Origin of the sequence: Chitinophaga skermanii (assembly GCF_003259335.1) — a bacterium.
GTDB classification, from domain to species: Bacteria; Bacteroidota; Bacteroidia; order Chitinophagales; family Chitinophagaceae; genus Chitinophaga; species Chitinophaga skermanii.
This window is the reverse complement of sequence record NZ_QLLL01000005.1, coordinates 446,418-472,570: the sequence shown is the minus strand read 5'-3', so window position 1 is coordinate 472,570 and position 26,153 is coordinate 446,418. Positions and strand designations below refer to the sequence as shown.

The 26,153-nt window shown below is 41.7% G+C and carries 22 protein-coding genes and 1 tRNA gene; 10 read left to right on the top strand and 13 right to left on the bottom strand.

Annotated features, from left to right (window positions below; genetic code table 11):
* Nucleotides 1-99 precede the first annotated feature (99 nt).
* Complete coding sequence (locus LX64_RS15220) at nt 100-1,029, top strand: TIGR01777 family oxidoreductase (protein WP_111598520.1); 930 nt, start codon at nt 100-102, stop codon at nt 1,027-1,029.
* Here LX64_RS15220 and LX64_RS15215 read toward each other — a convergent pair.
* The 4 genes from LX64_RS15215 to LX64_RS15200 form a co-directional block, all read right to left on the bottom strand.
* Nucleotides 1,018-2,202 (bottom strand): anthranilate synthase component I family protein, encoded by a 1,185-nt coding sequence (locus LX64_RS15215; protein WP_245952695.1) that lies wholly within the window; start codon nt 2,200-2,202, stop codon nt 1,018-1,020. The two genes, LX64_RS15220 and LX64_RS15215, sit on opposite strands and share 12 nt — an antisense overlap.
* A gap of 131 nt (nt 2,203-2,333) precedes the next feature.
* Entirely contained in the window at nt 2,334-2,798 is a 465-nt protein-coding gene (locus LX64_RS15210) for a hypothetical protein (RefSeq protein WP_111598518.1), read from the bottom strand.
* 90 nt (nt 2,799-2,888) lie between these two features.
* Nucleotides 2,889-4,154, bottom strand: a complete 1,266-nt coding sequence (locus LX64_RS15205) for an adenylosuccinate synthase (protein ID WP_111598517.1) — start codon at nt 4,152-4,154, stop codon at nt 2,889-2,891.
* A 200-nt stretch (nt 4,155-4,354) separates the two neighbouring features.
* Nucleotides 4,355-6,589 (bottom strand): RelA/SpoT family protein, encoded by a 2,235-nt coding sequence (locus LX64_RS15200; protein WP_111598516.1) that lies wholly within the window; start codon nt 6,587-6,589, stop codon nt 4,355-4,357.
* 875 nt (nt 6,590-7,464) lie between these two features.
* Here LX64_RS15200 and LX64_RS15185 point away from each other — a divergent pair.
* The 6 genes from LX64_RS15185 (at nt 7,465) to LX64_RS15160 (ending at nt 12,389) form a co-directional block, all read left to right on the top strand.
* Nucleotides 7,465-7,546, top strand: a tRNA-Leu gene (locus tag LX64_RS15185).
* Between the two features lie 257 nt (nt 7,547-7,803).
* Entirely contained in the window at nt 7,804-9,168 is a 1,365-nt protein-coding gene (gene tig, locus LX64_RS15180) for a trigger factor (RefSeq protein WP_111598513.1), read from the top strand.
* Nucleotides 9,158-9,859, top strand: coding sequence for an ATP-dependent Clp endopeptidase proteolytic subunit ClpP (gene clpP, locus LX64_RS15175; RefSeq protein WP_111598512.1), 702 nt, complete (start codon nt 9,158-9,160; stop codon nt 9,857-9,859). Before tig ends, clpP begins: the two co-directional genes overlap by 11 nt.
* 132 nt (nt 9,860-9,991) lie before the next feature.
* Nucleotides 9,992-11,233: an ATP-dependent Clp protease ATP-binding subunit ClpX gene (gene clpX, locus LX64_RS15170; RefSeq protein ID WP_111598511.1), complete on the top strand. Its 1,242-nt coding sequence runs from the start codon at nt 9,992-9,994 to the stop codon at nt 11,231-11,233.
* Between the two features lie 30 nt (nt 11,234-11,263).
* Nucleotides 11,264-11,461 carry a hypothetical protein gene (locus tag LX64_RS15165; protein WP_111598510.1) on the top strand — a complete coding sequence of 66 codons (198 nt, stop codon included), beginning with the start codon at nt 11,264-11,266 and terminating at the stop codon, nt 11,459-11,461.
* Nucleotides 11,462-11,594: 133 nt separating this feature from the next.
* The gene (locus tag LX64_RS15160) at nt 11,595-12,389 is read left to right on the top strand and encodes a DUF4382 domain-containing protein (protein WP_111598509.1); all 795 of its coding nucleotides are present in this window, start codon (nt 11,595-11,597) and stop codon (nt 12,387-12,389) included.
* Between the two features lie 96 nt (nt 12,390-12,485).
* On the opposite strand, the gene LX64_RS15155 is transcribed toward LX64_RS15160, so the two are convergent.
* The 9 genes from LX64_RS15155 to LX64_RS15115 form a co-directional block, all read right to left on the bottom strand.
* Nucleotides 12,486-13,538 carry a serine hydrolase domain-containing protein gene (locus tag LX64_RS15155; protein WP_111598508.1) on the bottom strand — a complete coding sequence of 351 codons (1,053 nt, stop codon included), beginning with the start codon at nt 13,536-13,538 and terminating at the stop codon, nt 12,486-12,488.
* A gap of 245 nt (nt 13,539-13,783) precedes the next feature.
* The gene (locus LX64_RS15150) at nt 13,784-15,409 is read right to left on the bottom strand and encodes an NADP-dependent glyceraldehyde-3-phosphate dehydrogenase (RefSeq protein ID WP_111598507.1); all 1,626 of its coding nucleotides are present in this window, start codon (nt 15,407-15,409) and stop codon (nt 13,784-13,786) included.
* Nucleotides 15,410-15,558: 149 nt separating this feature from the next.
* Nucleotides 15,559-16,701 carry an acyl-CoA dehydrogenase family protein gene (locus tag LX64_RS15145; RefSeq protein ID WP_111598506.1) on the bottom strand — a complete coding sequence of 381 codons (1,143 nt, stop codon included), beginning with the start codon at nt 16,699-16,701 and terminating at the stop codon, nt 15,559-15,561.
* Nucleotides 16,702-16,708: 7 nt separating this feature from the next.
* Nucleotides 16,709-17,611 carry a ComEA family DNA-binding protein gene (locus tag LX64_RS15140; RefSeq protein WP_111598505.1) on the bottom strand — a complete coding sequence of 301 codons (903 nt, stop codon included), beginning with the start codon at nt 17,609-17,611 and terminating at the stop codon, nt 16,709-16,711.
* A 58-nt stretch (nt 17,612-17,669) separates the two neighbouring features.
* A complete protein-coding gene (locus tag LX64_RS15135) occupies nt 17,670-18,443 on the bottom strand; it encodes an MBL fold metallo-hydrolase (RefSeq protein ID WP_111598504.1) in 774 nt (257 codons plus the stop codon).
* 15 nt (nt 18,444-18,458) lie between these two features.
* A complete protein-coding gene (locus tag LX64_RS15130) occupies nt 18,459-18,809 on the bottom strand; it encodes a hypothetical protein (RefSeq protein WP_111598503.1) in 351 nt (116 codons plus the stop codon).
* Nucleotides 18,810-18,882: 73 nt separating this feature from the next.
* Nucleotides 18,883-20,436 (bottom strand): T9SS response regulator signal transducer PorX, encoded by a 1,554-nt coding sequence (gene porX, locus LX64_RS15125; RefSeq protein WP_111598502.1) that lies wholly within the window; start codon nt 20,434-20,436, stop codon nt 18,883-18,885.
* A 291-nt stretch (nt 20,437-20,727) separates the two neighbouring features.
* Nucleotides 20,728-21,099: a hypothetical protein gene (locus tag LX64_RS15120; RefSeq protein ID WP_111598501.1), complete on the bottom strand. Its 372-nt coding sequence runs from the start codon at nt 21,097-21,099 to the stop codon at nt 20,728-20,730.
* A 56-nt stretch (nt 21,100-21,155) separates the two neighbouring features.
* Nucleotides 21,156-21,524, bottom strand: coding sequence for a hypothetical protein (locus tag LX64_RS15115; protein WP_148707334.1), 369 nt, complete (start codon nt 21,522-21,524; stop codon nt 21,156-21,158).
* 799 nt (nt 21,525-22,323) lie between these two features.
* Between LX64_RS15115 and LX64_RS15110 the strand changes: the two genes are divergently transcribed.
* The 3 genes from LX64_RS15110 to LX64_RS15100 all read left to right on the top strand — a co-directional run bounded on the left by LX64_RS15110 (nt 22,324) and on the right by LX64_RS15100 (nt 26,149).
* On the top strand, nt 22,324-23,550 hold the full coding sequence (locus LX64_RS15110) for an HD domain-containing protein (protein ID WP_111598499.1): 1,227 nt from the start codon (nt 22,324-22,326) through the stop codon (nt 23,548-23,550).
* A gap of 98 nt (nt 23,551-23,648) precedes the next feature.
* Nucleotides 23,649-24,698, top strand: coding sequence for a UDP-3-O-(3-hydroxymyristoyl)glucosamine N-acyltransferase (lpxD, locus tag LX64_RS15105; protein ID WP_111598498.1), 1,050 nt, complete (start codon nt 23,649-23,651; stop codon nt 24,696-24,698).
* 35 nt (nt 24,699-24,733) lie between these two features.
* Complete coding sequence (locus LX64_RS15100; RefSeq protein WP_245952694.1) at nt 24,734-26,149, top strand: bifunctional UDP-3-O-[3-hydroxymyristoyl] N-acetylglucosamine deacetylase/3-hydroxyacyl-ACP dehydratase; 1,416 nt, start codon at nt 24,734-24,736, stop codon at nt 26,147-26,149.
* Nucleotides 26,150-26,153: the final 4 nt, after the last annotated feature.

The following is a 26,153-nucleotide window of genomic DNA, read 5'->3' as shown; positions in this document are numbered from 1 at the left end:
TATATAAACTTTCTCCCTTGTTTAAAAGCTAAAACACAACAAATTATTGTGTACATTTAGATAAATATTTTTATCAGCAGGATTTATTAATTGTCTACTATGAATACCGTGTTAATTACCGGTGGAACTGGCTTGGTCGGGAAAGAATTAGCTTCATTTTTATTGGAAAAAGGATACAAAGTCATCATCATGAGCCGCCACGCCATGCACGCTGATAATGAACACCTTTCCTATGCTACCTGGGATGTAAATCGTCAACAAATTGATGAAGATGCCATCCAACAAGCCGATTACATCGTTCATTTAGCCGGTGCCGGTGTAGCCGATAAACGTTGGACTGCCGCCCGTAAAAAGGAGATTGTCGACAGCCGCGTAGAAAGTGGTAACCTACTCTTCAACACCCTGCAAAAAGTACCCCATAAAGTTAAAAAAGTCATCAGCGCCTCTGCTATTGGTTTCTATGGTGAAGACAAAGGCAATCGCCCATTCATCGAATCCGATCCACCGGTGAATGATTTTCTATCCAATACTTGCCTAGCCTGGGAGAAAAGTGTACAACAAATAGAATCACTCAACATTCCTACGGTGCTTTACCGCACAGGTATCGTTCTTAGTCGTGATAAAGGCGCATTAGTGGAGTTCTATAAACCTTTGAAGTTCGGCTTCGCTACCATCTTAGGAAGCGGAGAACAAATGATTAGCTGGGTACATATACAAGATATCGTTCGCTTGTACTTCAATGCCATCGTAAATGATCAAATTAAGGGTATTTATAACGCCGTTGCACCACACCCCGTTAGTAACCGCGAGCTAGTATTAAGCATGGCAAAGGCTGCTAAAGGTAATAGCTATGTAACCGTTCACGCCCCTAAATTTGCGTTGAAATTGGCTTTGGGAGAGATGAGTGTGGAAGTATTGAAAAGTACCACCGTATCGGCCCAGAAAATCCAACAAGCCGGGTTCCAATTCTCTTACCCCACTATCGACGAGGCTATGATGCAATTGTTCCCCAAATCGTCAAATACCTAATACCTTCCGCATACCTTTCGCTTTCAGCAAGCACTCTTCCCACTCGCTTTGCGGGTTGCTGTAAAAGGTAATGGCAGATCCTGCCTGGAATGATAAGTACCGGTCAGCTGCATTATATAAGATACTCCGAATCACCACGTTGAAGTCCATGTTGCCTTGTGGATCAACATACCCCACAGCTCCAGAATATAATCCTCTACGCGAACGCTCATATTGCTCAATCAATTGCATCACGCGCAGCTTAGGCGCCCCCGTCATAGACCCCATCGGGAAACTATGCCTAATAATATCGAATAAAGCATGATGTTCTACATCAAATTCCGCTGCTACGGTAGAAATCATATGATGCACTTGCGGAAACTGGTAAATACCGCATAATTCAGCCACGTGTACACTGCCTTGTTGGGCAACATGACTCAAATCATTCCGCACCAAATCCACCACCATTACGTTTTCGGCTCTTTCCTTACGGTTATGCCGAAGCTCGTCGCGCAAGGCTGCATCTTCAAGCGCCGTGTTCCCACGATGAATGGTGCCTTTAATGGGTTGGGAGATAATATGATTGCCCACTTTCTGTACATACCTTTCCGGGCTAGAACACAACAAATACCGGTCGTTCACCCGGTAGTACGCCGCCGAAGGCGCAGGCGATACCGCGTTCAAACGGGCAAAAAGTGCCAAAGGGTTTACTTGTAAGTCGGCACAAAAGTTCTCCCGGCAGAAATTAACTTCATAACAATCCCCGATGTGAATATGGTGTTGTAATGCTTCTACAGCTTTGATATAAGCTGCTTCATTGAGGTGATTTTGTAATTGGGGGGTAACAGAAAGGTGTACTTCCGCTACAACTGTAGGCATGGCTAGCAAGCTTTGGTACACGTTGGTACACATGGCTTCACTGTAGTTCCAGCCACCGATAGATAGTTTGTTATGTTGGATCGTAAGTATGATCTCGGGTTGGAAGAAATGGAGATCATCGAATCCCACGCCATCAGGATGTGCCGATGTAAGCGGGGCTACTTCATTTTTGAGATCATACGCGAAATGACCAAAAAGCCAGTCTTTCTGCGTATTATAAAAGTTCTGCAAGGTACTAAATGCTTGCCCTGCAGCACATTGAATATTGGCCACACGGCCCACTGCCAATAAAACCTCGTATTGGTGATATGGCAAACTGTACTGGTTATTATCCAAAAAACAACAAATGTTGAACTGGTTAGCCCAATTCAACATTTGCTGTTTAAGTGCAGTAAGATTAGTTACGGGAAATGAATAAAATGTCCTGATAACAGTATCACTTTAAATTAAAAATCATCGTCGTCGTCGTCAAACTTATCGTTGAAAAAACCCAAGTCTTTGAACTCATCATCGAAGCCATAATCATCGTCATCGCCACTTTTCTTCTTAGCGCCTGAGCCACCAGTAGAACGTTTGCTCTTAGATTTAGGCATATCGAATTCTTCGAAATCTGGGTCGTAATCATCGTCTTTACTTCCTTTCTCCCACTCATCTTCGTAATCCGCGTCATCATCGCCATCAAAGTCATCTTCTTCCTCATCCTCGTCGTCGCCTTTCTTTTTGGATTTAGAAGTCTTGCTATCTGATTTTTTTGAAGCAGCAGACTTTTTCGGAGTTTCCTCCTCATCATCCTCTTCCTCATCCTCATCTACTTCTTTTGGCTTTGGCTCAGCCTTTTTAGCAGCTGCTTTCGGCGGTTTGGCAGAAGTAGTTTTTTTGGTCTCTTTTTCTTTATCAGATTTTGATTTCATAATGGTGTTACTTAAGTTTCTAGCGTAAAGTTTTAATAGTTTTTTTTATTCGCCAAATTTTTTTTGGCTTATTTTTTTCGTAAATTCTCACTATTGTTTTTCGAGAATTTGGTCGCGACCAGGACCGTTAGAAACATACGAAACTGGGGCATCCAAATATTGCTCCACAAAAGATAAGAAATTTTTCATTTCACCAGGTAATTCATTGTAAGAACCACTATCAGCAGTCTTTTCCGTCCAACCTGGGAATGATTTGTACACCGGCGTTACAGGTACGTTGCAGATGTGGTATGGCAATTGTTCCGTTACCTTACCTTCTACTTCATAAGCTGTACATGCCTTCACTTCAGAAAACGCATCTAGTACGTCACTTTTCGTCATCACTAATTTCGTAACACCACTTAACATACATGTGTACTTCAAGGCTACTAAATCGATCCAACCACAACGACGCGGGCGACCGGTAGTAGCACCGAATTCATGACCAACTTTTCTTAACTCTTCACCCGTTTCGTCGAACAATTCCGTAGGGAATGGTCCGCTACCCACGCGTGTGCAATATGCTTTTGTTACACCAATAACATCCTTAATTAATTGAGGAGCAATACCCAAACCGGTACAAACACCTGCAGAAATGGTGTTCGATGAGGTTACAAATGGGTATGTACCGAAGTCAACATCCAACATACTTCCTTGCGCACCTTCTGCTAATACTTTTTTACCTTGTTTGATCAAATCATTCAAGAAGTACTCACCATTTACGATGTTCATTGTACGTAAGAATTCAACGGCTTCGAAGAACTCGGTTTCCCATTCGCTAATATCTTCATCAAAACCGTAATTAGATAGCAGTTGTTGATGTTTAGCTTTTAATTTTTCATAAATGGTAGCAAAATTCGCCGATAATAAGTCACCCACACGGATACCATTACGACCGGTTTTATCCATATAAGCCGGGCCAATACCTTTCAAGGTTGAACCAATCTTATCTTGTCCTTTTGCTTGTTCGGAAGCTTTATCCAATGCACGGTGCGTTGGAACGATGATATGCGTTTTTTCAGCTATGAATAAGTTCTTTTTCAGATCAATACCCAAAGCGCTAATTTTCTCGCACTCTTTCTTAAACGTTACGGGATCAAGCACCACACCATTACCAACTAGGTTAATGGTATTTGCATGAAACACGCCCGAAGGGATGGTATGCAAAACTACTTTCTGGCCATTTACATACAAAGTATGACCTGCGTTGGGCCCGCCTTGGAAACGAGCGATAACGTCGTACTTACCGGCAAAATAGTCTACAATTTTACCCTTTCCTTCGTCACCCCATTGTAGCCCTAACAATACATCTACCATGATATTTAAAGATTTTTATGAATTCTTTCGAAAAGAAGCGCAAAAATAATGCGATCCCAATAATTATTGCACAAAAAAAGAAGGTTTTAATTTCCCCTTACACTTTTTTTTAACAAATAAAATACCTACACACCACCCGGTATGATTTTTTTATATGGGTACCCCAAAAGGCACCCATTCCACTAAAAGGCTTGTCTGTATTAATCTTCGAGGCGACTAATCGACTGAATTCCTTCTAAAGTTTTCAATCGATCTAATAAAACTTCCAACTCCTCTTTATCATGCACAAACACTTTGATCAAACCCTCGAACAGTCCTTCTTTCGATTCGATCGTTAGTGCAGCGATGTTGATTTTCAATTCGCCGGAGATAATGTTCGTAATCTTGTGGATAACCCCCACATCGTCCATCCCAACAATTCGCAAACCCGTTAAGAACGAGATTTCACGGTTTTTCACCCACTTGGTTTTAACTACACGGTGACCATAATTCGCCAATAATTGCGCGGCATTCGGGCAATTTGTTCGGTGAATCTTCAATCCTTCACTCGCCGTAATAAAGCCAAACACATCATCTCCCGGGATCGGCCTACAGCAATTTGCTAAGCGGTAAGCGATCTTGTCGGAACTTTCGCCAAATATGATTAACTCGGCGTCTTTTTTATTCGTTTCCTTTACTTTCTCCTCTGGAACCACCACTTCTGGTACTTTCACAGGCTTCGGCGCTTCTAATTTATCGCCCAGTACTTGGAATTGCTTTAATTCTTTTAAGTCGATATTCTTCACCGCCACTTGGTAATACAAATCCAAAGGCGACGGCTGCTTGTAGAATTGGATAACCTCGTTGATATTATGCTGGCTCAACGAAACACCCAAATGGTCCATTTTACGCTCGAAGGCGGCCTTACCATCCATCGCGATCTTCCGCTTCTCTTCCTTGAGCGCGTCCTTAATCTTCGATTTCGCTTTGGCCGTTAATACAAAGTTCAACCAATCTTCCGATGGGCGTTGCTTGTTCGAGGTAATAATCTCCACCTGGTCGCCACTTCGCAACTTATGACTCAGCGGCACCAATTTATAATTCACCTTCGCCCCTATACACTTGTTACCGATAGCACTGTGAATAGAATAGGCGAAATCCAATGCTGTAGCGTTCACCGGTAAGATTTTCAAATCCCCCTTCGGTGTATACACATAGATTTCCTCGGTGAATAAATTCGATTTAAAGTCGGCCAAGAAATCGAGGGTATTCGAATCCGGGTTGTTAAGGATTTCGCGGATCGACGTAAACCATTGGTCGAATTTCGATTCTTGCACCGTTTGGTTACCTTCTTTATAACGCCAGTGAGCAGCTACCCCTTTTTCGGCGTAGTCGTTCATTCTTTTCGTGCGTATCTGCACTTCCACCCATTTACCTTGCGGGCCCATTACGGTTACGTGCAAAGCTTCGTAACCATTGCTTTTAGGGTTACTTAACCAGTCGCGCGTACGTTCTGGCGAAGGGTGATAGAAATCGGTGATAATGGAATATACCTTCCAACACTCCGCTTTTTCCTTATCTATAGGCGAATCCAGGATAATCCTGATGGCGAATAAATCGTATACTTCTTCAAATTGTACACCCTTTGTTTTGATCTTGTTCCAAATGGAATGGATCGATTTCGGGCGACCATATATTTCAAAATTGAAGCCTTCCTCTTGAAGAACTTCTTTAATTGGCTTGATGAATTCGTTGATGTAAGTGGTTCTTCCTCGCTTCGTTTCCTTCAACTTGCGCGCAATTTCACGGTACTTATCTTGTTCCGTGTACTTCATGGCCAAGTCTTCCAACTCGCTTTTGATATTATACAAACCTAACCTATGTGCTAAAGGCGCATAGATGAAAACCGTTTCTGAAGCGATTTTCAACTGTTTTTCGCGGCTCATAGAATCGAGGGTGCGCATATTGTGCAAGCGATCAGCCAGCTTGATTAAGATAACGCGCGGATCATCTGCTAGCGTTAGCAAAATCTTTTTGAAGTTCTCGGCTTGTGTAGTGGAAGTATTAGAATCCACTACAATTGATATTTTGGTAAGCCCGTCAACGATATGGGCGATTTCATTACCGAACTCGCGTTCAACATCTTCGAGGGTTACTTCTGTATCTTCAACGGTATCGTGTAAAAGTGCGCAAATAGCAGAGCGTACACCGAGGCCAATTTCTTCCACGCAAATTTGCGCAACGGCAAGCGGGTGAAAGATATACGGCTCCCCAGATTTACGGCGCATGTCGATATGCGCATCGGCTGCCATTTCAAAAGCAGTACGCACAAGCTCTCTATCCCCTTTTTTCAAACGGGGTTTCAAGGCTCGTAACAAGGCCCTATAGTGCCGGACGATCTCTTTTTTCTCTTGTTCTTCGTCGAGGTTGTATTGTTGAACTGTCACTGTATCCATAAACTTGCTTCAAAATTACGATTAAAAGAGGATGCTACCTATGCTTGCCAAGAATATGGTGAAGCGCCCCCGGGAAGTGTGTAAGCAACGATCTTGCCGCTCTTTTCAAATATAAACATTTCGGCATATAATGCTTCAACGAGGCGATAGCTGGGGTTGATTTTTTTTCGTTGGATGAACATGTCATACAAGAACGACTGTCACCCGGGCATACTTTGATGAGGAAGCGGCTACTCCCTGTTAACAATATACGCAATTCACCCGCAAAACCCAAATTATACCACAAAGCCTTTAACTTCCCTTTGACTTCCCTTTAACGAGCCTTTGAAAACCCTTTGAAAAGCCTTTGACACCCCTTTAAAAGACTTTGACTTGCCTTTGAAAGACTTTAACCTGCCTTTAAAAGTCTTTAACTTCCCTATGCTGTAAGCGACCGTGCTTTTAGTCCAATTGCACGGAAAAGCATGTCATTTTAGCCGGTTATAATATGTCATATCTATTTTTCGCAGCGTTATTTATAATATCTTTTAATGTTCTTCTAATAATGTCATACTGGAATTATAATATTGTTCTAATATACCAGGTATATGCAGGGTATATTCGGGATATATGCAGCATCGGTTTTGGGTGTTCTTGGGTAGCTATAGTGGTGGATGAAGAATGGAAAGTTATACATGGGTGATGGGATGAAAAGGGATAAGCAGAGTGAAAAAGGTTTTAGATAACGACTGTAGAAGCTTGCTGCGTTGGGGTTTGGGAAGATTTTTTGATAAAATTGAAATTACATTTGCTTTATTCATAAAAAACGATACCTTTGCATTCCTTTTTACTGCGGTTCTAGCCGGTAAAAAGAAGTTCTTTAAGATGAATGCTATGCGGGTGTGGTGAAATTGGTAGACACGCTAGACTTAGGATCTAGTGCTTCACGGCATGGGGGTTCGAGTCCCTCCACCCGCACTAAGCTTTATTCGACAACCAGGTTCGAATACAAGCATAATGTGATGTAGTAATTTCCTTCTTATTATATCGAGAGTCTTTACCCGCACATTTTTCAGTTTATATGCCAAAATTAGTCTGCTCACGGCAGCAAAGCGGCATAAGCCTGCTAAAAAGGCAGGAACTCCTTCACTGCAGGCTCATGGCACAATCTTCGTGCATAAGTGTTCCACACGGCCTAAACAATTTTCGTGTTTTAAATAATAACATCATACAAAATGGCAACCGTAACCAGAGAAAACATTGGTTTATTGAATGATAAGATCACTGTGAAAGTGAGCCAGGAAGATTATCTTCCCAATTTTGAAAAATCGTTGAAGCAGTTCAGCAAATCTGCCAACATTCCAGGTTTCCGTAAAGGAATGGTGCCTGTGGGCATGGTTAAAAAAATGCATGGCCAAGCGATCTTAACAGATGAAGTATTGAAATCTGTTGAGAAAGGTTTGATGGATTACATTCAAAATGAAAAATTGGAAATTTTCGGCCAACCGATTTCCCTCGAACAATCTGCAAAAGATATAGACCTTAACGCTCCAGCAGAATATGATTTTGCTTTCGAGATTGGTTTGAAACCTACTTTTGATATTACTCCTTTAAATGGCGGTACTACATTAACTAAATACAATGTAAAAGTAACTGACGCAATGGTAAACGAAGAAGTAAATCGTTTACAATTGAAAGGTGGTAAAGCAGAAGAAGTTGAAACCGTTTCATCTGAAGACGACGTGTTGAACGTTTCATTTGAGGCAGCAGATGCGAAAGGCGTTGTTGCTGAAGGTGCAGAGAAGAAAGAAACTTCAGTTTTGTTGAAGTATTTCACACCTGCTATTCAAGATCAATTAAAAGGTAAAAAAGTAGGTGAAAGCATTTCTTTCCAATTGTCTGCAGCTTTTGATCAAGAAAGACAAGCTTTTATCTTAAAAGACCTTAAATTAGGAGAAGAAGCGGTGAATGAGTATTTTGTATTAACTATTACAAAAATCAATCACATTGCTAAAAGAGAGTTGAACGAAGAATTCTTCAATGAAGTATACCCTAACATGGGCGTTACAACAGAAGAAGCGTTCCGCGCTAAATTGCAAGAAGAAGTAGAAAAGTACTGGAGCATGGAAGCTAAAAACAGCATGCACAACGATCTTTTCGAAACTTTGGTGCACGAAACTCCAATCGAATTACCAAAAGAGTTTTTGAAACGTTGGTTACAAACCGGCGGTGAAAAACCAAAAACTGCCGAAGAAGCAGAAAAAGAATACCCGAATTTCGACCATCAATTGCGTTGGACTTTAATCTCCGACAAATTGATCCGCGATAATAAAATTGAAGTTTCTTTCGAAGAATTGAAAGAAAACGCTAAGCAACGTATCATGGGTTACTTCGGCGGCGCCGCTGAACAAGCTGAATGGATCGATTCTTATATCGACCGTATGTTGCAAGACGAGAAATTCGTGGATCAAACATACCGTGAGATGATTACAACAAAATTGTTTGACTTTGCCGAAACGAAGGTGAACGTGAAAGAAGAGGATATCACAGCAGAAGATTTTGTTAAATTGCCTCATAAACATCACCATCATGAACATTAATAACGAATTCAGAAAATATGCCATCCACCACCGCGGTATTAGCAGCTTAGTGGTAGATAGTTACGCTCGTCACCAGCTCAACGCTTTGACCCCTTATATCATCGAGGAGCGCCCGATGAACGTAGCTACGATGGACGTATTTTCAAGGTTAATGATGGATCGCATTATTTTCTTAGGCGATCCAGTGACCGATTACGTTGCAAACGTAATTACCGCTCAGTTACTGTTCTTGGAATCCACAGATCGTAACCGCGACATCCAAATGTACATCAACAGCCCTGGTGGTAGTGTATATGCGGGTTTAGGCATTTATGATACAATGCAAATTATTGCTCCAGATGTAGCAACAATTTGTACTGGTATGGCCGCTTCTTTTGGTGCCGTTCTCTTAGTAGCAGGTACAAAAGGTAAACGCACAGCATTAAAACATGCTCGTGTTATGATCCACCAACCACACGGTGGTGCAGAAGGTCAAACTTCTGATATCGAGATCACAGCACGCGAATTCGTGAAATTGAAAAAAGAATTGAACGAAATCATCGCCACTCACTCTGGTCAACCTTTCAAAAAGGTTGAAAAAGACGGCGACCGCGATTACTGGATGACTGCCGACGAAGCAAAAGAATACGGGATTATCGACGATGTGCTCGACAAAAATCCTCGTAAAAAAGAACAAAATAACGCACAATAAAAATGCTAAAACATCCCGCCCCGGCGGGATGTTTTAATATATACGGGTACTACCAAAAATATTATCCGTAAATTTGTTTTTGCCGAACCCCGGTTCGCTAGAACTTATTTTATATCTAAAGATCGACAATTGATGAAAGAGTCTAAAATCCGCTGCTCATTCTGCAACCGTTCAAAAGACGAGGTGCAGATCTTAATTGCCGGCGCAGAAGGGCACATCTGTGAAAACTGTGTGGCCAACGCGCAAGAAATTATCGAGCAAGAACTTTTCAACCACGATAAAAACACAGCTAAAGGCCCTTCTCACTTTGTTCCCAAAGTGTCGAAACCCGTTGAAATCAAGAGCTTCTTGGATCAATACGTGATTGGACAGGATGATGCAAAGAAGATCTTAGCTGTAGCCGTTTATAACCACTATAAACGCCTCAATCAAACCCATGATACAGATGAAGTAGAAATCGAAAAATCGAATATCATCATGGTAGGCGAAACTGGTACCGGTAAAACCTTACTTGCTAAATCGATCGCTAAATTGCTGAACGTTCCATTTACCATCGTAGATGCTACTGTATTCACAGAAGCCGGTTACGTAGGTGAAGACGTAGAAAGCATTTTAACCCGCTTATTACAAGTGTGCAATTATGATGTAGACGCTGCAGAAAAAGGTATCGTTTATATCGATGAAATCGATAAAATCGCCCGCAAAAGCGATAACCCATCTATCACACGTGATGTGAGCGGTGAAGGTGTACAACAAGGTTTGCTGAAGTTATTGGAAGGTACAGAAGTACTTGTTCCTCCACAAGGCGGCCGTAAACACCCTGAACAAAAACTCATCAAAGTAAACACACAGAACATCCTGTTCATCTGTGGTGGCGCTTTCGATGGCGTAGATAAAATCATTAGCCGCCGCGTACAAACGCAATCTATCGGCTTCACTGTGAATAAAGACCGCGAAGAAGATGCGAAAAAACACATCCTCCGCTTCGTTAACTCACAAGATTTGAAATCATTCGGTTTAATCCCAGAATTATTAGGTCGCCTTCCAGTGGTAACTTATTTGAATTCTTTGGATGCCGATGCACTCAAAGCCATCTTAACAGAGCCTAAAAACGCCCTCGTAAAACAATACCAAAAACTATTCAAAGTAGAAGGTATCGAATTACAAATAGAAGACGGCGCTGTGGATTATATTGTTGAAAAAGCAATGGAATTCAAACTGGGTGCACGTGGTTTACGTTCTATCTGCGAAGTATTACTGAGCGACGCGATGTTCGAATTACCATCTACTAATCAAACAGCATTCGTACTTACCCGCGAATTCGCACAAAGCAAGATGGAGCAATCCAATCTTTCTAAACTCAAAGTAGCTTAATCATCCAGTCACCTTTTAATATTTTCTACCATGCAAGAATTGATTCAAAAGTTGCAAGAACAAACCGGCATTACAGCTGAACAAGCTGAAAAGTCGATCGAAACCATGAAAGAGTATATTAAAAGCAAATTACCCGCTATGCTAGCCGGTAACGTCGATACTTGGTTTGCAGGGATTGCCGGTCAACCCGAAAAGAAACAAGAACAAAACGATGATTTCTTAGGATAATACTCGTTGAATATATACTAAAAAAAGGCTATTCTACCGGATAGCCTTTTTTTATGCACCAAACCTATTATTATATTAAAATATCATATGGCAAGGTTCTTGTAATAGGTTAATTGATTTTAACCAATCTTATATGAAAAACAACGTCCTCTCATTTCTCCTATTAGGAGCCATGTCGCTATTCTCTCTCACGTCATGTGATGATGGAAATGACTATCCACCACAAGGAAATTCCCGATTAAGCGTTTATCTTACGGATGCTCCTGTTGCATACGATGCGGTATACATCGATATCCAAGATGTAAGGGTGAATTACTCTTCCGACACTACCAATGGATGGCAATCACTCGGTTTGCTTCGACCAGGGGTGTACAACTTATTAGATTTCAGAAACGGGCTCGACACCCTGCTTATTTCTAAAGATTTACCGGCCGGTAAAATCTCTCAGATTCGTTTAATTCTAGGTAATAATAACAGCGTTGTTGTAGGTGGTACTTCTTATCCATTAGAAACCCCATCTGCGCAACAATCAGGTTTGAAACTAAATGTACATGCGGAATTAGTCGCAGATGTTGAATACCGCTTATGGCTCGATTTCGATGCTGCGAAGTCTATTGTTACTACAGGTAGCAACAAATACATACTCAAACCCGTTATTCGTACTTTCACACAAGCTACTTCAGGTAGTATCAAAGGCATTGCATTACCCGCTATTAGCGTTAAAGGTATTTATGCTATCCAACAAAACGACACCGTAGCTGCAGCTTTACCAAACGCTGTAACCGGTACATTCGTATTGCCAGGATTAAATGCAGGTGCTTACAATGTTGCTATCGTGGGTGATGGTATTTTGAGAGATACCACCTTGTTAGGTGTAAATGTAACAGTTGGTCAAGCCAGCAATGTTGGTACAATTACCCTACGCTAACTTTTCATTTCGTTATACACAACCTATAAAACAATTCGCCGTAGCTTTCTACGGCGATTTTTGTTTGTAATAGTATCTTTAAGTTTTGATTAGGTGTTATTTGATAGTAGGTAGTTCAAATGGTAGCTGGTATACTATATCAACTATGTTTTCTAAAAACACGTTCGTTGGCACTCTCTCACCATTTGTTGCATAGCAAATAGATATCTTATCTTTTGGATTGTAAATAAGGCGTGTATGTGAACCAAGTACATCGCCGCCATGACCGAAAAATACGTTGTTACCATATTCAAAGAGTGCTAATCCCCTACCCCAATCTTCCTTTCCTACAGTGGGTACCATTAATGCAAGCGTTGCTGGTTTGATGAGTGTATGTTGAAACAAACTTGTTATGACGATATTCAAATCCTGTGTTGTGCTGGCGATATCGCCTACACCAATCACGTTGGTGTATTCCATATCTTTCATTTCGGTCCAATGACCAGCCGAAAATTTATAGGATTTAAATGTATTTGTAGGAGCCGATTTTACCGAGGCAAAGTTCTTTAAATGCAGCGGTTTAGTTATCTTTTGTGCAACAATTTCATGATAGCCCTTTTGATATTTTTTCTCCAAAATCATCCGTAATAAAACGTACGCTGAATTGGAGTAAGCTACCTTTTCATTCGGTTCAAAGCTAGTTCCTTGCTGGATTATTACATCCATAATATCTTCTTCCGATACTTTATCCAACACCCAAATTACGCCATCTTTTATGGCAAAATTCCCTAACCCACTGGTGTGTTCCAGCATGTTCTTTATCGTTATTTTATTGGAATTCGGTATAGCCGGAAAGAATTCGGATAGCTTAGTGTCTAGTGGTAGTTTTCCCTCTTCTACTAATTGTAAAACTAGGATGGCGGTTATCATTTTAGTAACCGATGCTACCTGGTAGGTAGTGTTTTTATTATACTGTACTCCTTCCAATTTATCTTGTCCAAAGCTTCGATTGTACACTTCTTTCCCGTTCTTATAAATTGAAACGTTTCCAAGGCCTCCACTATTCTTTTCTATATAACTTAAGTAATCATCTAGTTTCTCTTTCACAATTGCTTGCGAAAATACATTCGCTGTTAGCAGCAATAAACAAGCTAGTAATCTATATCTCATGCTTAATTTGGTTGTAATGTATCAACGGCCTTAAATACGAAACGGTCAATTCGAGTGAATTGACCGTTTCTTTTGGAGTAGAAATTTTTCGATCTTTCTTTCTGTTTAAGGTTGATAAATTGGTAAGGATTGTAATTAACCCAAATTTAACGTTCTCTTTACAATAAACCATCACACGAACATGTAAATATTTTGTGATTGTTAAGATTTCTTTATTTCTACTATGATTATCATTTAATATGTCACTAAAATATATATTTAGTAGATAAGAAATTGCTCGCTTGTTCACTCACAATTTCATTAATCAAGGCTTTATTTTGCGGTGTTTGTTTCGTGGCTACCATCGAACGGATAGAGAACGCACGTAAGGCATCTCCTACAGATAAGGTGGCTTCTGCCGAATCTTTTCTACCTGTGAATGGGAAGATATCAGGCCCGCGTTGACACTGGCAGTTGATGTTCACCCTACTTACCTGGTTCACCAATGGATCGATTAGGTGTGCTAACTCATCGGCATCATTGGAGAATAAGCTCGTTTGTTGACCATGTTCTGAATGTATTAGATACTGGATAGGGGTTTCAATATCATCAAACGGCACTACAGGAATCAAGGGTCCAAATTGTTCTTCGCTGTAAACTTTCATTTTATCATTTACAGGGAATAGAATGGCTGGGAACACGAACGTATGGTTCGTTTTACCCCCGTTCTCGTTCAGCACTTTAGCGCCGTTGGCGATGGCATCTTCGATGCAATCTTTGAGATATTGTGGTTTGTTGGGCTCTGGCAACGGCGTTAAGAACACATCTTTCTCCCATGGCATCCCAAACTTCAATTTCTCTACTTCCGCCGTTAATCTTTCCAAGAAAGCATCTTTTACAGCGTTATGCACAAAAATGATTTTAATAGCGGTACAACGCTGCCCATTGAACGACAAGCTACCCAATACACACTCTTTCACCGCCAATTCAATATCTGCCTGGCTTGTGATAATAGCCGCATTCTTCGCATCCAACCCTAATATTGCCCGTAACCTATTCACTTTCGGGTGCATCTTCTTCAACTGGTTCGCCACTTTCGACGACCCAATGAGCGTTAATACATTGATTTTACCCGATTCCATCAGTGGTGGAATAATATCGCTACCCGGACCGTAAATCGTATTCATCACGCCTTTAGGGAAACACTCGCGGAAGGCCTCCAACAAAGGGAAATGCAATAACGCACCATGCTTCGGCGGCTTAAATAAGATGGTATTCCCCATCAATAATGCCGGTATTAAGGTTGTAAAGGTTTCGTTCAACGGGTAGTTGAAGGGCCCCATACATAATACCACGCCCAACGGCGAACGACGAATTTGGCCGATAATGCCCTGCTCTATCACGAAACGCGAAGAAGCCCGGTCAACATCTTTATATGCATCGATGGTTGCATTGATGTATTCTACAGTTCTATCAAATTCTTTGATGGAATCGGCGTAGGATTTGCCAATTTCCCACATGATAAGTTTTACTACTTCATCCTTCTTGGCGATCATTTTGCCTGTGAATTTCTCCAACGCGGCTATTCTATCACCTACCGACATAGTCGGCCATTCGCCCCTACCATCATTATAAGCATTTACAGCCGCTTCTAGCGATTGCAAAGCTTCGGAAGGGGTACATAAAGGATACGATCCGATCACGCGCCTTTCGAGGCCATTGTCGGTTTTAATGCAGATCGGGGATAGTACGGTGTGTACCTTCCCGTTCCAAGCTACCATTTCTCCATTGGAGAGATAACTGCGTTGGTGCAATTCGGGAATATCGAATGCAGCGGGAATGTCGGCTTTTCCAGGGAAAAGATCTGCTAGAGATTGGTCAAACGAGGTCATTTTGAAAACATTAAGAGCGTGTAAGTTATGTAATCACGCCACCAATTGCTACCGATTGCAAGATTTTTCGAAATCTTCTAATTTTCGCTACTGGTGAGTGTTTGCGCAGTGTTTCCGTATAAATGGCCTCGTTATCGATTGAAGGATTTTTATTTCAGTGCTTCGCGGGCAATGACGATTTTTTGGATTTCACTCGTTCCCTCGCCTATGGTGCACAATTTTGCATCACGGTAGAATTTCTCTACTGGGAAGTCTTTTGTGTAACCATAACCACCGAAGATTTGCACGGCTTCATTCGCCACGCTTACCGCCACTTCCGATGCATAATACTTCGCAATGGCTGCTTCTTTGGTCATTTTTACCCCCCTATTTTTCATGTCTGCCGCTTGCAACGTCAATAACTCCGCCGCTTCGATTTGCGTGGCCATATCGGCTAATTTAAAAGAAATGCCTTGGAAGCTTGCAATGGGTTGATCGAATTGATAACGTTCTGTCGCATATTTCTTAGCGGCTTCATAGGCTCCTTTTGCAATGCCTAGGGCCAAAGCGGCAATGGAAATACGACCACCATCCAATACTTTCATGGCTTGGATAAAACCGTCGCCTTCTTTGCCGAGGAGGTTTTCTGCCGGGATACGACAATTATCAAAGATCATTTCTGCTGTTTCCGAGGCACGCATGCCTAATTTGTTCTCTTTTTTACCTGCCGAAAACCCAGGTGTGCCCTTTTCTACGATAAAGGCACTCATACCATGACTATCTCTTACCTCGCCAGTACGGGCAATAACCACGGCTACATCGCCACTTTTACCGTGGGTAATCCAGCATTTTGTACCGTTAATTACCCAGTCGTTCCCATCTTTCTTGGCAACGCATTTCATGTTCATGGCATCGCTGCCTGTATTGGGTTCTGTTAAACCCCAAGCGCCGATAAATTCGGCCGTGGCCAGCTTAGGCAGGTATTTTTGCTTTTGCGCATCATTACCGAATTGCAAAATATGTCCTGTACAAAGGGAATTATGAGCAGCCATACTTAAACCTATGGCGCCGCAAATTTTAGCTACCTCGCTAATAGCTGTAACATATTCTAAGTAAGATTGCCCGGCACCGTTGTATTGTTCTGGAACCAATACGCCCATCAAGCCGAGTTCTCCCATTTTCTTAAATACTTCAACAGGGAAAGTTTGGGATTCATCCCATTCTAAGATGTTGTGGGGTTGTAAATGAGCTTTTCCAAAATCGCGAATCATTTGGGCAATTTGCTGTTGCATTTCCGTGGACTGAAAATTCATAATCTTGCTAATGTTTGGTGACTGCTATGTAATATTCAATTTTACGATAATTAATCTCATCTACCAACGGCAGGCGTTTAAGGTCTTCTACCCGCTCGAAAGGCCCATGAACACTACGATACTTTACAATTGCACGGGCTAAATTCGTGTTGATATATGGATGATCCCCCAAAGATTTTTCATCTGCCTGGTTGAGATCGATTTTCCTTAGTGAAATGTCCCCCAGTTTTAAAAATGGTTGAATTTTATTAAAAACCGAGCCAGGTAATCCATAGGTTTCTCCTACTTGCTGCACATCATGGAAGCCTCCGAGCCGCTCCCGGAACTTCAAAATACGCCTAGTATACCCTGCTCCAATGCCTGGCAGTAATTCCCAACTGCTACTATCCGCTGTATTGATATCGATGCTTTGGATAATGCGGGCGGCGAATTGTACATGCCGCGAAGAATCCTTGTAAAGGCTTACCTGTTGGGGTTTGCTAATTGCCACGTAAGGCAATATCCGCTTGTAATCACTTTCTTCCAGGGTATATATTTTCTTCAAATCATCGGCTACACGGAATTGCCCTCCTTTCGCCCGGTATTTCACAATACTTTTAGCCGTACGTGCCGGTATGCCTAGTTGTAGCCAGGTTTCGAAACTAGCTGTATTCGGATCAAAGTGAAACAAACGTATTCGCGGAGGATTTGGATGTTTTTCACCTGGTAAGTTTACGGGCTTTGCCTGCTGTAAAAATGCGTGTACTTCGCCTTGCGATTCTTCGTCTACTTTCCATTCAACCGGTGCAAAAAAACGGGAGAAAATATACGGTGCCAGCAAACTGCCGGTTAACAAACATAAAAGTGCATACACGCCATTGCGTTCCTGCTTGGTGAAACGGGTGAATGCAGGGAAAAATTTTTGCTGCATGGGTTAACGTTCATTTATAAAATGAAAATACGTTTTCCCTATTTATTAAAAGAAGTTTTTAGGAGATATTTAAGGTTAACCCATCGAAAGCCAATGCCATACCGCTTGGTAATTCTTGCATTACTTCATCGTGCAAGCCTAATTGGTGAGAAATATGGGTAAAATATACTTCCGGTATGTCGAGTTCTTGAGCCAAATCGATGGCTTCTTGCAAAGTGAAATGAGAAATATGCTTTTCTTTCCGCAATGCATTCAACACCAATATTTTTGAGCCGCGGATTTTCTCTTTCTCGCTGTCAGCAATGAAGTTAGCATCGGTGATATAGGTAAAATCGTGGATACGGAAACCGGTCACCGGCATCTTGTAATGCATTACGTTAATAGGAATTACGCGTAAACCATTCACCAAGAACGATTCGTCGGAAATAGTACGGAGGTTTAACTCGGGAATACCCGGGTATTTAAAATCGGCAAACGCATACGCAAACTCCCGCACAATCACGTTCTGCGAGAATTCCGTGGCGAATATATCTATCGGCTGTTGCTGGAAATAATTGAATGCACGGATATCGTCCATGCCGGCAATATGATCTTTATGAGAATGCGTAATTAACACGGCTTCTAACTTCTTCACATTCGCCCGTAACATTTGGTAACGAAAATCGGGCGTTGTATCCACTACAATATTGCCTACACTCGTTTCAATGAAGATACTACTGCGTAAGCGTTTATCTTTATGGTTCGCCGATTTGCACACGCGGCAGTCACACGCGATGACCGGCACGCCTTGCGATGTTCCTGTTCCTAGAAATGTTACTTTTAATCCGCTCACGGTGCTCCTCTATTTTTATGCTTCGCTGGATGGTTCTGTTGGTGCCGATGTTTCGCCGGGTGTTGTATCTTCTTCCGCGGTATCGATATTACCGGCGGCATTTTTGAAATCAACCACCTGCTTGTATAATTTATAACTTTCGGGGGTTAGAAATTCTACTTCAAGCTGGATGGAAGGTAAGATATCGAGCAAAGTGTTGATTCTTCCTTCCAAGTTCAAGAACTTATTCACCACCACCACTTTCTTATGCTCTAGCAAACAGTATCCCGAGTTGAAAGTACCCTTTTCGAAGCGAAGGATATATTTCGCTTCTTCGAATATCTTTTCAAGTTTCGAGAGATTATTAGGTGTTGGTTTTAAATTCATGCTAGCGTGATTAAATCGGTTAATTTGTTCTGTGCACAAAAGTAAGTCAATTCTTCCAATGCACACCCCGTGGCTATTTAGAAACCATGCGTGCTACCGGTACAATCATTTCTTCTAAAGAAATACCACCATGCTGGAAGGTATTGCGGTAGTAGTTAACGAAATAATTGTAGTTATTAGGGTAACACAAATAGCCATCTTCACGGGCAAAGATATAAGAAGAATTCACATTCGGCTTGGGCAAACCCGCTTCTTTAGGGTCGCGTACCGCCAACACTTCTTTCGGGTCGTAATTCAAATTACGGCCATGCTTATAGCGCAAGTTGGTGGTGGTTTGTTTATCCCCGATTACTTTCACCGGCGTTTTTACACGCACACTACCATGGTCGGTAGCCACGATGAGGTTAATTTTACGGTCTGCTAATTTCTTCAAGGCTTGGTGCAATGGTGAGTGTTCGAACCAACTGGCGGTAATGGAACGGTACGACATTTCATCGCCGGCCAATTCTTTCAATACTTCCATTTCTGTGCGGGCATGACTAAGCATATCCACGAAGTTGTACACAATAATGTTCAACTGGTAATTGAGCATATTGTGGATATTATTCACCAAGTGTTGGCCATCGTTGTGGTTCAGCACCTTGGTGTACGAGAACTTAAGGTCTTTTTTCAAGCGGGCGATTTGCGCGGCGAAAAACTTCTCTTCGTACAAATTCTTCCCTCCTTCCTCGTCATCATTCTTCCATTCTTCCGGGAACTTGGCCTCGATTTCCACGGGTAACATGCCTGCAAATATGGCGTTACGGCTATATTGGGTGGAGGTAGGAAGAATGCTGAAGAAGGTATCTTCTTCTACTACGCGGAACGATTCAGCGAAAATGGGCTGAATAGTTTTCCACTGGTCGTACCGGAGATTATCGATTAAAATGAAGAAATTCGGCACGTTAGGATCGAGTGCGGGGAATACTTTCTCTTTGAACAAGGTATGCGACATCACGGGTTGTTCGAGCTGTTTAGGGCTCATCCAGCTGGTATAATTGCGGGAAATGAACTTCGCGAATTCGCTGTTAGCTTCGGCTTTTTGGGTGTTGAACACTTCCATCATTTCCGGGCTATCGGCCTTGCCCATTTCCATTTCCCAGTACACGAGCTTCTTATAGATCTCCATCCATTCCTTGTAATCGGGGTTTGAATTGAGGGCCATGAAAAGGGAGCGGAACTCTTGTTGGTAAGCATTCGTTGTTTTTTCGGCTACGAGACGTTTATTATCGATGATCTTCTTCAACGACAATAATACTTGGTTTGGATTTACCGGTTTGATAAGGTAATCGGTGATTTGAGAGCCAATCGCTTCATCCATTACGTTCTCGGCTTCATTCTTGGTGATCATCACCACGGGAACTTGGATATCCATTTCCTTTATTTTAGCCAAGGTTTCGAGGCCGGTAATGCCGGGCATGGATTCATCTAAGAGCACTACATCTACAATATTCTCCTTCAAAAACTCCAAGGCGTCGTAGCCATTGGTGAGTGCCGATACTTGGTAGCCTTTGTTTTCCAAGAAAATAATCTGTGACTTTAACGATTCGATCTCGTCATCCACCCAAAGTATATTGATTTGACTCATAGCTGCTGATAAGGTTTTATAAAGAATGCGCGCAGGGTTAACCGTGCGTTTAAATTTACCACCAATTCGGCAATAAATGGGCCTTCTATTCCTTATAACCTGTTAAAAAAAAGAAAAATACGTTTTTCGGCAACCTATTTTAATACAAAAGGTGCCACAATTGGGCACCTTTTCGGAACATCACGCGTCCTTAGTGTCATTACAAGCGTCTAAGTAGCTAGGAAATAAATGGTTATAAATAAGTGCTTAAAAGTTGCCTTTTATACAGCAACCCTTACATTGAAATCTATTTTACTGGCAGCTAGCCAATTTTGCATAAGCTGTTTTAGGTGTAGTAATGAAGTACACGCCTGGATAGCATTTGTCGTAATATGCTTCTCCCACTATATCGATCTTAAAGGTTTGTCCACCTTTCCAAGTGATGGTTGAGTCTAAGATAACCGTAAATGTATGTGATTGGGCTGGATCATCTTTGGTAGTAAGTTGCCATAATTTGGGAGCGGCTGTAGAATCTAGCAATTTAAGGGTAGATAGGCAGCCTGGGTTGTGATCTAATAATTTTACACTCACACAGCGGTATTGTCCTTCTGGAATCTCTTCTTTATCTTTTTTACAAGCGTAACATACTAGGCCGATAAGCGCGATAATTAATAACTTTTTCATGTAATAATTGATGTTAGGTTGAATAAATGTGTGTTATAGGGAGTGCTGTGTAGCACTTATTTACAAGTAGCCGGTTTAGCATGCATCACATTGGGTTCGCCAGCAAAGCTGATGGCGGCGAAGCAGTCGAGGTATTTTACTTTGCCCACGATATCTATTTTCACGGGTTGACCAGTTTGCCAGGTGGCATTTGAATCTAAGTAAATACCAATTTGATGCGCTTGCCCTGGTATGGGTGATGCAGATTCTTTCCACAATGCCGGTGCTTGGGTAGAATCGAGCAGTTGTACAGTGGAAATACATGCATGGTTGTAAGTAACCACCTGTACGCTTAAACAAGCGTTTGGATCTTGAACAGCCTTTTTTTCATCCTTACAAGCCATCAAAACAAGGCCAGTCAATGCGCAGCATAACAACTTTTTCATGTGTAATATTTGTTAGGTTAATTGTTTTTATTGGAGGAAAATGTATAAACAAAAGAGCGCTGAATGGCTAGCGCCTTAAGTTTACTATTGAGGGTGAACAAAATATCTTCATTTGCAAATGTCAACAGGAGTACTTGTTTCATTGCTACAGTATCATTTGGTTGAATAATGTGGTTACGTGGATATGTATGTGAAACGGGAAGCGTTGATGAAAGTTACAAACAGTATAAATTATTTTTATAGGCGTGTACAACTTACACTACTTACTACCCAATTTCAGAGAAATTATCATCATTCCTCCCATTTACACGACAAAAACTTGACATTTCACTTGTACAAAATCTACCCTCAAAATCGCTGGGCGCTTTCACATTCAATCACATAAACAGTGTGGATAAATATTATAACTTACTAACTACTTGATAATGAATACCCAAAAAAGGGTGGGGATAGGCTTAGGATAGGCTCGAGATAGGGTCGAGATAGGCTTGGGATAGGGTGGAGATAGGGTAAGGATAGGCTAGACTATAAAAAGGGATAGGCTTCACCCTAAAAATGGATCGGCATACCTAATTATAAGAGGCGGCTTATAGGGGTACAAGATAAATTTTCCGTTACAGGAGTAGAAAACATCCCTATAACCACCGACTAAGAAATTAAAATAATTTAAAATGTTGGAAACCGGGGAAACCTTGGCAAGATTTTGTTAAAAAATAGCCATAAAGTAGGTCGAAATGGTGTAAAAATGATACATTCAATGAATTCCTACTGTAGTTTTGCAGAAGTTTAAAGCATTTGGATGACAGCAAGCAATAGAAAGATTGTAAACGACCCGGTGTATGGTTTTATCACCATTGATCACCCGTTAATATTTAAGATCATATCGCATCCTTATTATCAACGGTTGAGAAGGATACACCAGATGGCTTTGGCGCAGCTTGTTTACCCGGGTGCTATGCATACTAGGTTTCACCATAGCTTGGGGGCATATCATTTAATGTGCAATGCTTTACAAGAATTAAAGGGAAAAGGCGTTGTTATAACAGCCGAGGAAGAATTGGCCGCAAAGATCGCTATTTTGTTGCATGACATTGGCCACGGACCTTATTCGCACGCTTTGGAGCATACCATCGTTGAAGATGTAAGCCACGAAGAAATCTCGAAATTATTAATGGAATCGTTGAACAGGGAATTCCATGGTGCTTTAGACTTGGCCATTGATATATTTAATGGTCGTTATTACAAATCGTTCTTGCATCAATTGGTATCGAGCCAATTGGATGTAGATAGGATGGATTACCTCAACCGCGACAGTTTCTTCACGGGGGTATCGGAGGGTGTGATTGGGTATGATCGCATTATAAAGATGTTGACAGTGAAGGATGGCGAGTTGATGGTGGAAGAAAAGGGCATTTATTCGATTGAGAAATTCATTGTAGCAAGGCGACTTATGTATTGGCAGGTGTATTTACACAAAACGGTATTATCTGCGGAAAATATGCTTGTAAAGATCCTAGCCCGCGCAAAAGCATTGGCTTCCAGCGGCGTGGAATTATTTGCATCTCCTACCCTGCACCATTTTCTTTACAACACGATTGATAAGAAAGCATTCGAAAATAACGACGAGTGCTTGGCGAAATTCTGTTTATTGGACGATTACGACATTATGGGCGCCATTAAGGTATGGGCTACCCACCCCGATAAAGTGCTTAGTACACTTTGCGGCTGGCTGGTAAACCGGCAACTATTCAAAGTTGTGCTTAGTAATGAACCGTTCGACGCAGCAACCCTCGCCATACATAAACTGAAAGCAGGTAAGCATTTCGGCCTCAATGAAGATGAGCTGGATTATTTCGTTTTTACCGACGAAGCAAGTGTTAGAGCATATAATGTTAATAACGAGAAAATCAACATCCTTTTCAAAAATGGAACGGTGAAAGATATTTCTTCCATTGACAATGCATTAGTTAGCCATACTTTGGCGATACCGATAAAAAAATTCTACATTTGTCATCCAAAAATCTAGGCTAACGCCGTTTTCAATTGGCGCAAACACGTTAGTAAAAAATCATCTATATTGTCGGGTGATGACCTGGTGGTTAAAATTTTATTCAAATTTACTTTATGCAATTTAGCGCATTACAATTAGCTACCATCCTGGGTGGTAAGCTCGAGGGAGATCCGGAAGTTAAAGTCCACAATATTGCCAAGATCGAGGAAGCGGGCGAAGGCATGCTAAGTTTCATTGCCAACCCTAAGTACGAGGAATTCATTTACTCAACAAACGCTTCAATCCTCATTGTAAACGAAAGCTTAACAGTAGAACGCCCTATTAAGCCGACATTGATTAGGGTGAAAGACGCTTATAGCAGTTTTGCTTTATTGCTTGAACAATATGCCCAAATGAAGGGCAATAAATCTGGTATTCAGCAGCCATCGTTCATTCCGGCGACCGTTAAAATGGGCGCTAATGTGTTCGTGGGTGCTTTTGCATATTTGGGTGAAAATGTTGTGTTGGGAGACAATGTAAAAATCTATCCTGGCGTATACTTGGGCGACAATGTGTCGATCGGCGCGAATTCTACCCTCTTCCCTGGTGTAAAAGTATATGATAACTGTGTAGTGGGTCAGCGTGTGATATTGCATGCCGGTTGTGTGATTGGTGGCGACGGCTTCGGTTTTGCGCCGCAAGCGGATGGTACATATAAGAAAGTACCGCAGATTGGAAACGTGATCATACACGACGATGTGGAAGTGGGTGCTAATACTACATTAGACCGTGCTACGATGGGTTCTACCGTGATTAAGAAGGGCGTTAAGCTCGATAACTTGATCCAAGTAGCGCACAACGTAGAAGTGGGCGAAAATACGGTGATTGCGGCACAAACGGGTGTTTCGGGCAGTACGAAAATTGGTACCAATTGCGTAATTGGCGGCCAAGTGGGTATTGTTGGGCATATTCAAATAGCTGATGGCACAAGAATTAACGCGCAGAGCGGCTTAAGCAAATCTATATCCACGCCCAACACGGCTTTAACGGGTTCACCGGCGTATGATTATAAAAGTTCGCTGAAAAGTCAGGCAATTTTTAGAAATTTGCCAGACCTCGAAAAGCGCGTGAAGGAATTAGAGGATATGGTAAAGCAACTATTATCCGAACGAGCGGGCGTATAGAGTTAGCATTATAGGATAGATTATTAGATATTATTATGATGGAAAATCAACAGTTGCCATACCAACAAACCTTGAAGGGTCCTGTTACCATTTCGGGCGTTGGATTGCATACAGGAGCTCATGTGAATATGACACTCAAACCGGCGACACCGGGATTTGGGATCAAGTTTCAAAGAATAGACTTACCTGGTCAGCCAATCGTGAAAGCCGATGTTGACTATGTAGTTGATACCTCTCGTGGTACCACTTTGGAGCACAATGGCGCACGCGTAAGCACAGTAGAACACTTATTAGCTGCGTTAGTTGGCATGGGTATCGACAATATATTGATTGAGCTCGACGGTCCGGAAATTCCCATTATGGACGGCAGTTCTCAACCTTTCATTGAAGAGATTGAGAAAGTAGGTGCTGAGGCACAAGATGCTCAAAAAATATACTACTCCATCGATACAAACATCTCTTACTACGATGAAGTAAAGAAAGTTGAGATGACAGCAATGCCATCTGTAGACTACCGCATTACTTGTTTGATTGATTTCAATTCGCAAGTATTGGGTACACAGCACGCCAACTTGAAAAGCATGGCAGATTTCAAACAAGAAATCGCTCCTTGCCGTACTTTCTGCTTCTTACATGAATTAGAATATTTGTTAGCGAACAACCTTATTAAAGGTGGTGATTTAAACAATGCGATTGTTGTAGTGGATAAACCTATGACAGAAGAGCAACTTAAGCCACTCGCTAAAGCATTCAACCGCGAGCAAATTAGTGTTCAACGTGAAGGTATCCTCAACAACATCGAGTTACGCTTCCCGAATGAACCGGCTCGTCATAAACTCTTGGACATCGTGGGTGACCTTGCGTTGATTGGTTATCCAATTAAGGCGCATATCATGGCAAACCGCCCTGGCCACGCTTCTAACGTAGAATTTGCTCGTAAGATCAAAGCCTATATTAAGAAGAATAAGCACATGAAAGATGTGCCTATCTACGATCCAAACCAACCACCGGTATTCGATGTACGCAGAATTGAGAAATTCTTGCCACACCGTCACCCGTTCTTGTTGATCGACAAAATCATCGAATTATCGCATAACAAAGTAATCGGTATTAAGAACGTAACCTTCAACGAACCTCAGTTCCAAGGTCACTTCCCTAATAACCCGGTGATGCCAGGTGTACTTCAAATTGAAGCATTGGCGCAGGTAGGTGGTATCTTAGCATTAAGTCCATTACCAGATGCGGAATTGTATGATACTTACTTCTTGAAGATCGACAACTGCAAGTTCAAACAAAAAGTATTACCGGGCGACACCATGATCTTGAAGATGGAACTGTTAAGTCCTATCAGGAGAGGTATTGTGGAGATGCGTGGTACGGTATTTATCGGAAACAAAGTAGCCACAGAGGCCGACTTAGTGGCACAAATTATAAAACGAGAAGGCAAATAAGAGC

Coding starts and splice junctions, on each gene's coding strand:
- LX64_RS15220 (WP_111598520.1), top strand. CDS start 100: ATGAATACCGTGTTAATTACCGGTGGAACTGGCTTGGTCGGGAAAGAA.
- LX64_RS15210 (WP_111598518.1), bottom strand. CDS start 2,798: ATGAAATCAAAATCTGATAAAGAAAAAGAGACCAAAAAAACTACTTCT.
- LX64_RS15205 (WP_111598517.1), bottom strand. CDS start 4,154: ATGGTAGATGTATTGTTAGGGCTACAATGGGGTGACGAAGGAAAGGGT.
- LX64_RS15200 (WP_111598516.1), bottom strand. CDS start 6,589: ATGGATACAGTGACAGTTCAACAATACAACCTCGACGAAGAACAAGAG.
- tig (WP_111598513.1), top strand. CDS start 7,804: ATGGCAACCGTAACCAGAGAAAACATTGGTTTATTGAATGATAAGATC.
- clpP (WP_111598512.1), top strand. CDS start 9,158: ATGAACATTAATAACGAATTCAGAAAATATGCCATCCACCACCGCGGT.
- clpX (WP_111598511.1), top strand. CDS start 9,992: ATGAAAGAGTCTAAAATCCGCTGCTCATTCTGCAACCGTTCAAAAGAC.
- LX64_RS15165 (WP_111598510.1), top strand. CDS start 11,264: ATGCAAGAATTGATTCAAAAGTTGCAAGAACAAACCGGCATTACAGCT.
- LX64_RS15160 (WP_111598509.1), top strand. CDS start 11,595: ATGAAAAACAACGTCCTCTCATTTCTCCTATTAGGAGCCATGTCGCTA.
- LX64_RS15155 (WP_111598508.1), bottom strand. CDS start 13,538: ATGAGATATAGATTACTAGCTTGTTTATTGCTGCTAACAGCGAATGTA.
- LX64_RS15150 (WP_111598507.1), bottom strand. CDS start 15,409: ATGACCTCGTTTGACCAATCTCTAGCAGATCTTTTCCCTGGAAAAGCC.
- LX64_RS15145 (WP_111598506.1), bottom strand. CDS start 16,701: ATGAATTTTCAGTCCACGGAAATGCAACAGCAAATTGCCCAAATGATT.
- LX64_RS15140 (WP_111598505.1), bottom strand. CDS start 17,611: ATGCAGCAAAAATTTTTCCCTGCATTCACCCGTTTCACCAAGCAGGAA.
- LX64_RS15130 (WP_111598503.1), bottom strand. CDS start 18,809: ATGAATTTAAAACCAACACCTAATAATCTCTCGAAACTTGAAAAGATA.
- porX (WP_111598502.1), bottom strand. CDS start 20,436: ATGAGTCAAATCAATATACTTTGGGTGGATGACGAGATCGAATCGTTA.
- LX64_RS15120 (WP_111598501.1), bottom strand. CDS start 21,099: ATGAAAAAGTTATTAATTATCGCGCTTATCGGCCTAGTATGTTACGCT.
- LX64_RS15115 (WP_148707334.1), bottom strand. CDS start 21,524: ATGAAAAAGTTGTTATGCTGCGCATTGACTGGCCTTGTTTTGATGGCT.
- LX64_RS15110 (WP_111598499.1), top strand. CDS start 22,324: ATGACAGCAAGCAATAGAAAGATTGTAAACGACCCGGTGTATGGTTTT.
- lpxD (WP_111598498.1), top strand. CDS start 23,649: ATGCAATTTAGCGCATTACAATTAGCTACCATCCTGGGTGGTAAGCTC.
- LX64_RS15100 (WP_245952694.1), top strand. CDS start 24,734: ATGATGGAAAATCAACAGTTGCCATACCAACAAACCTTGAAGGGTCCT.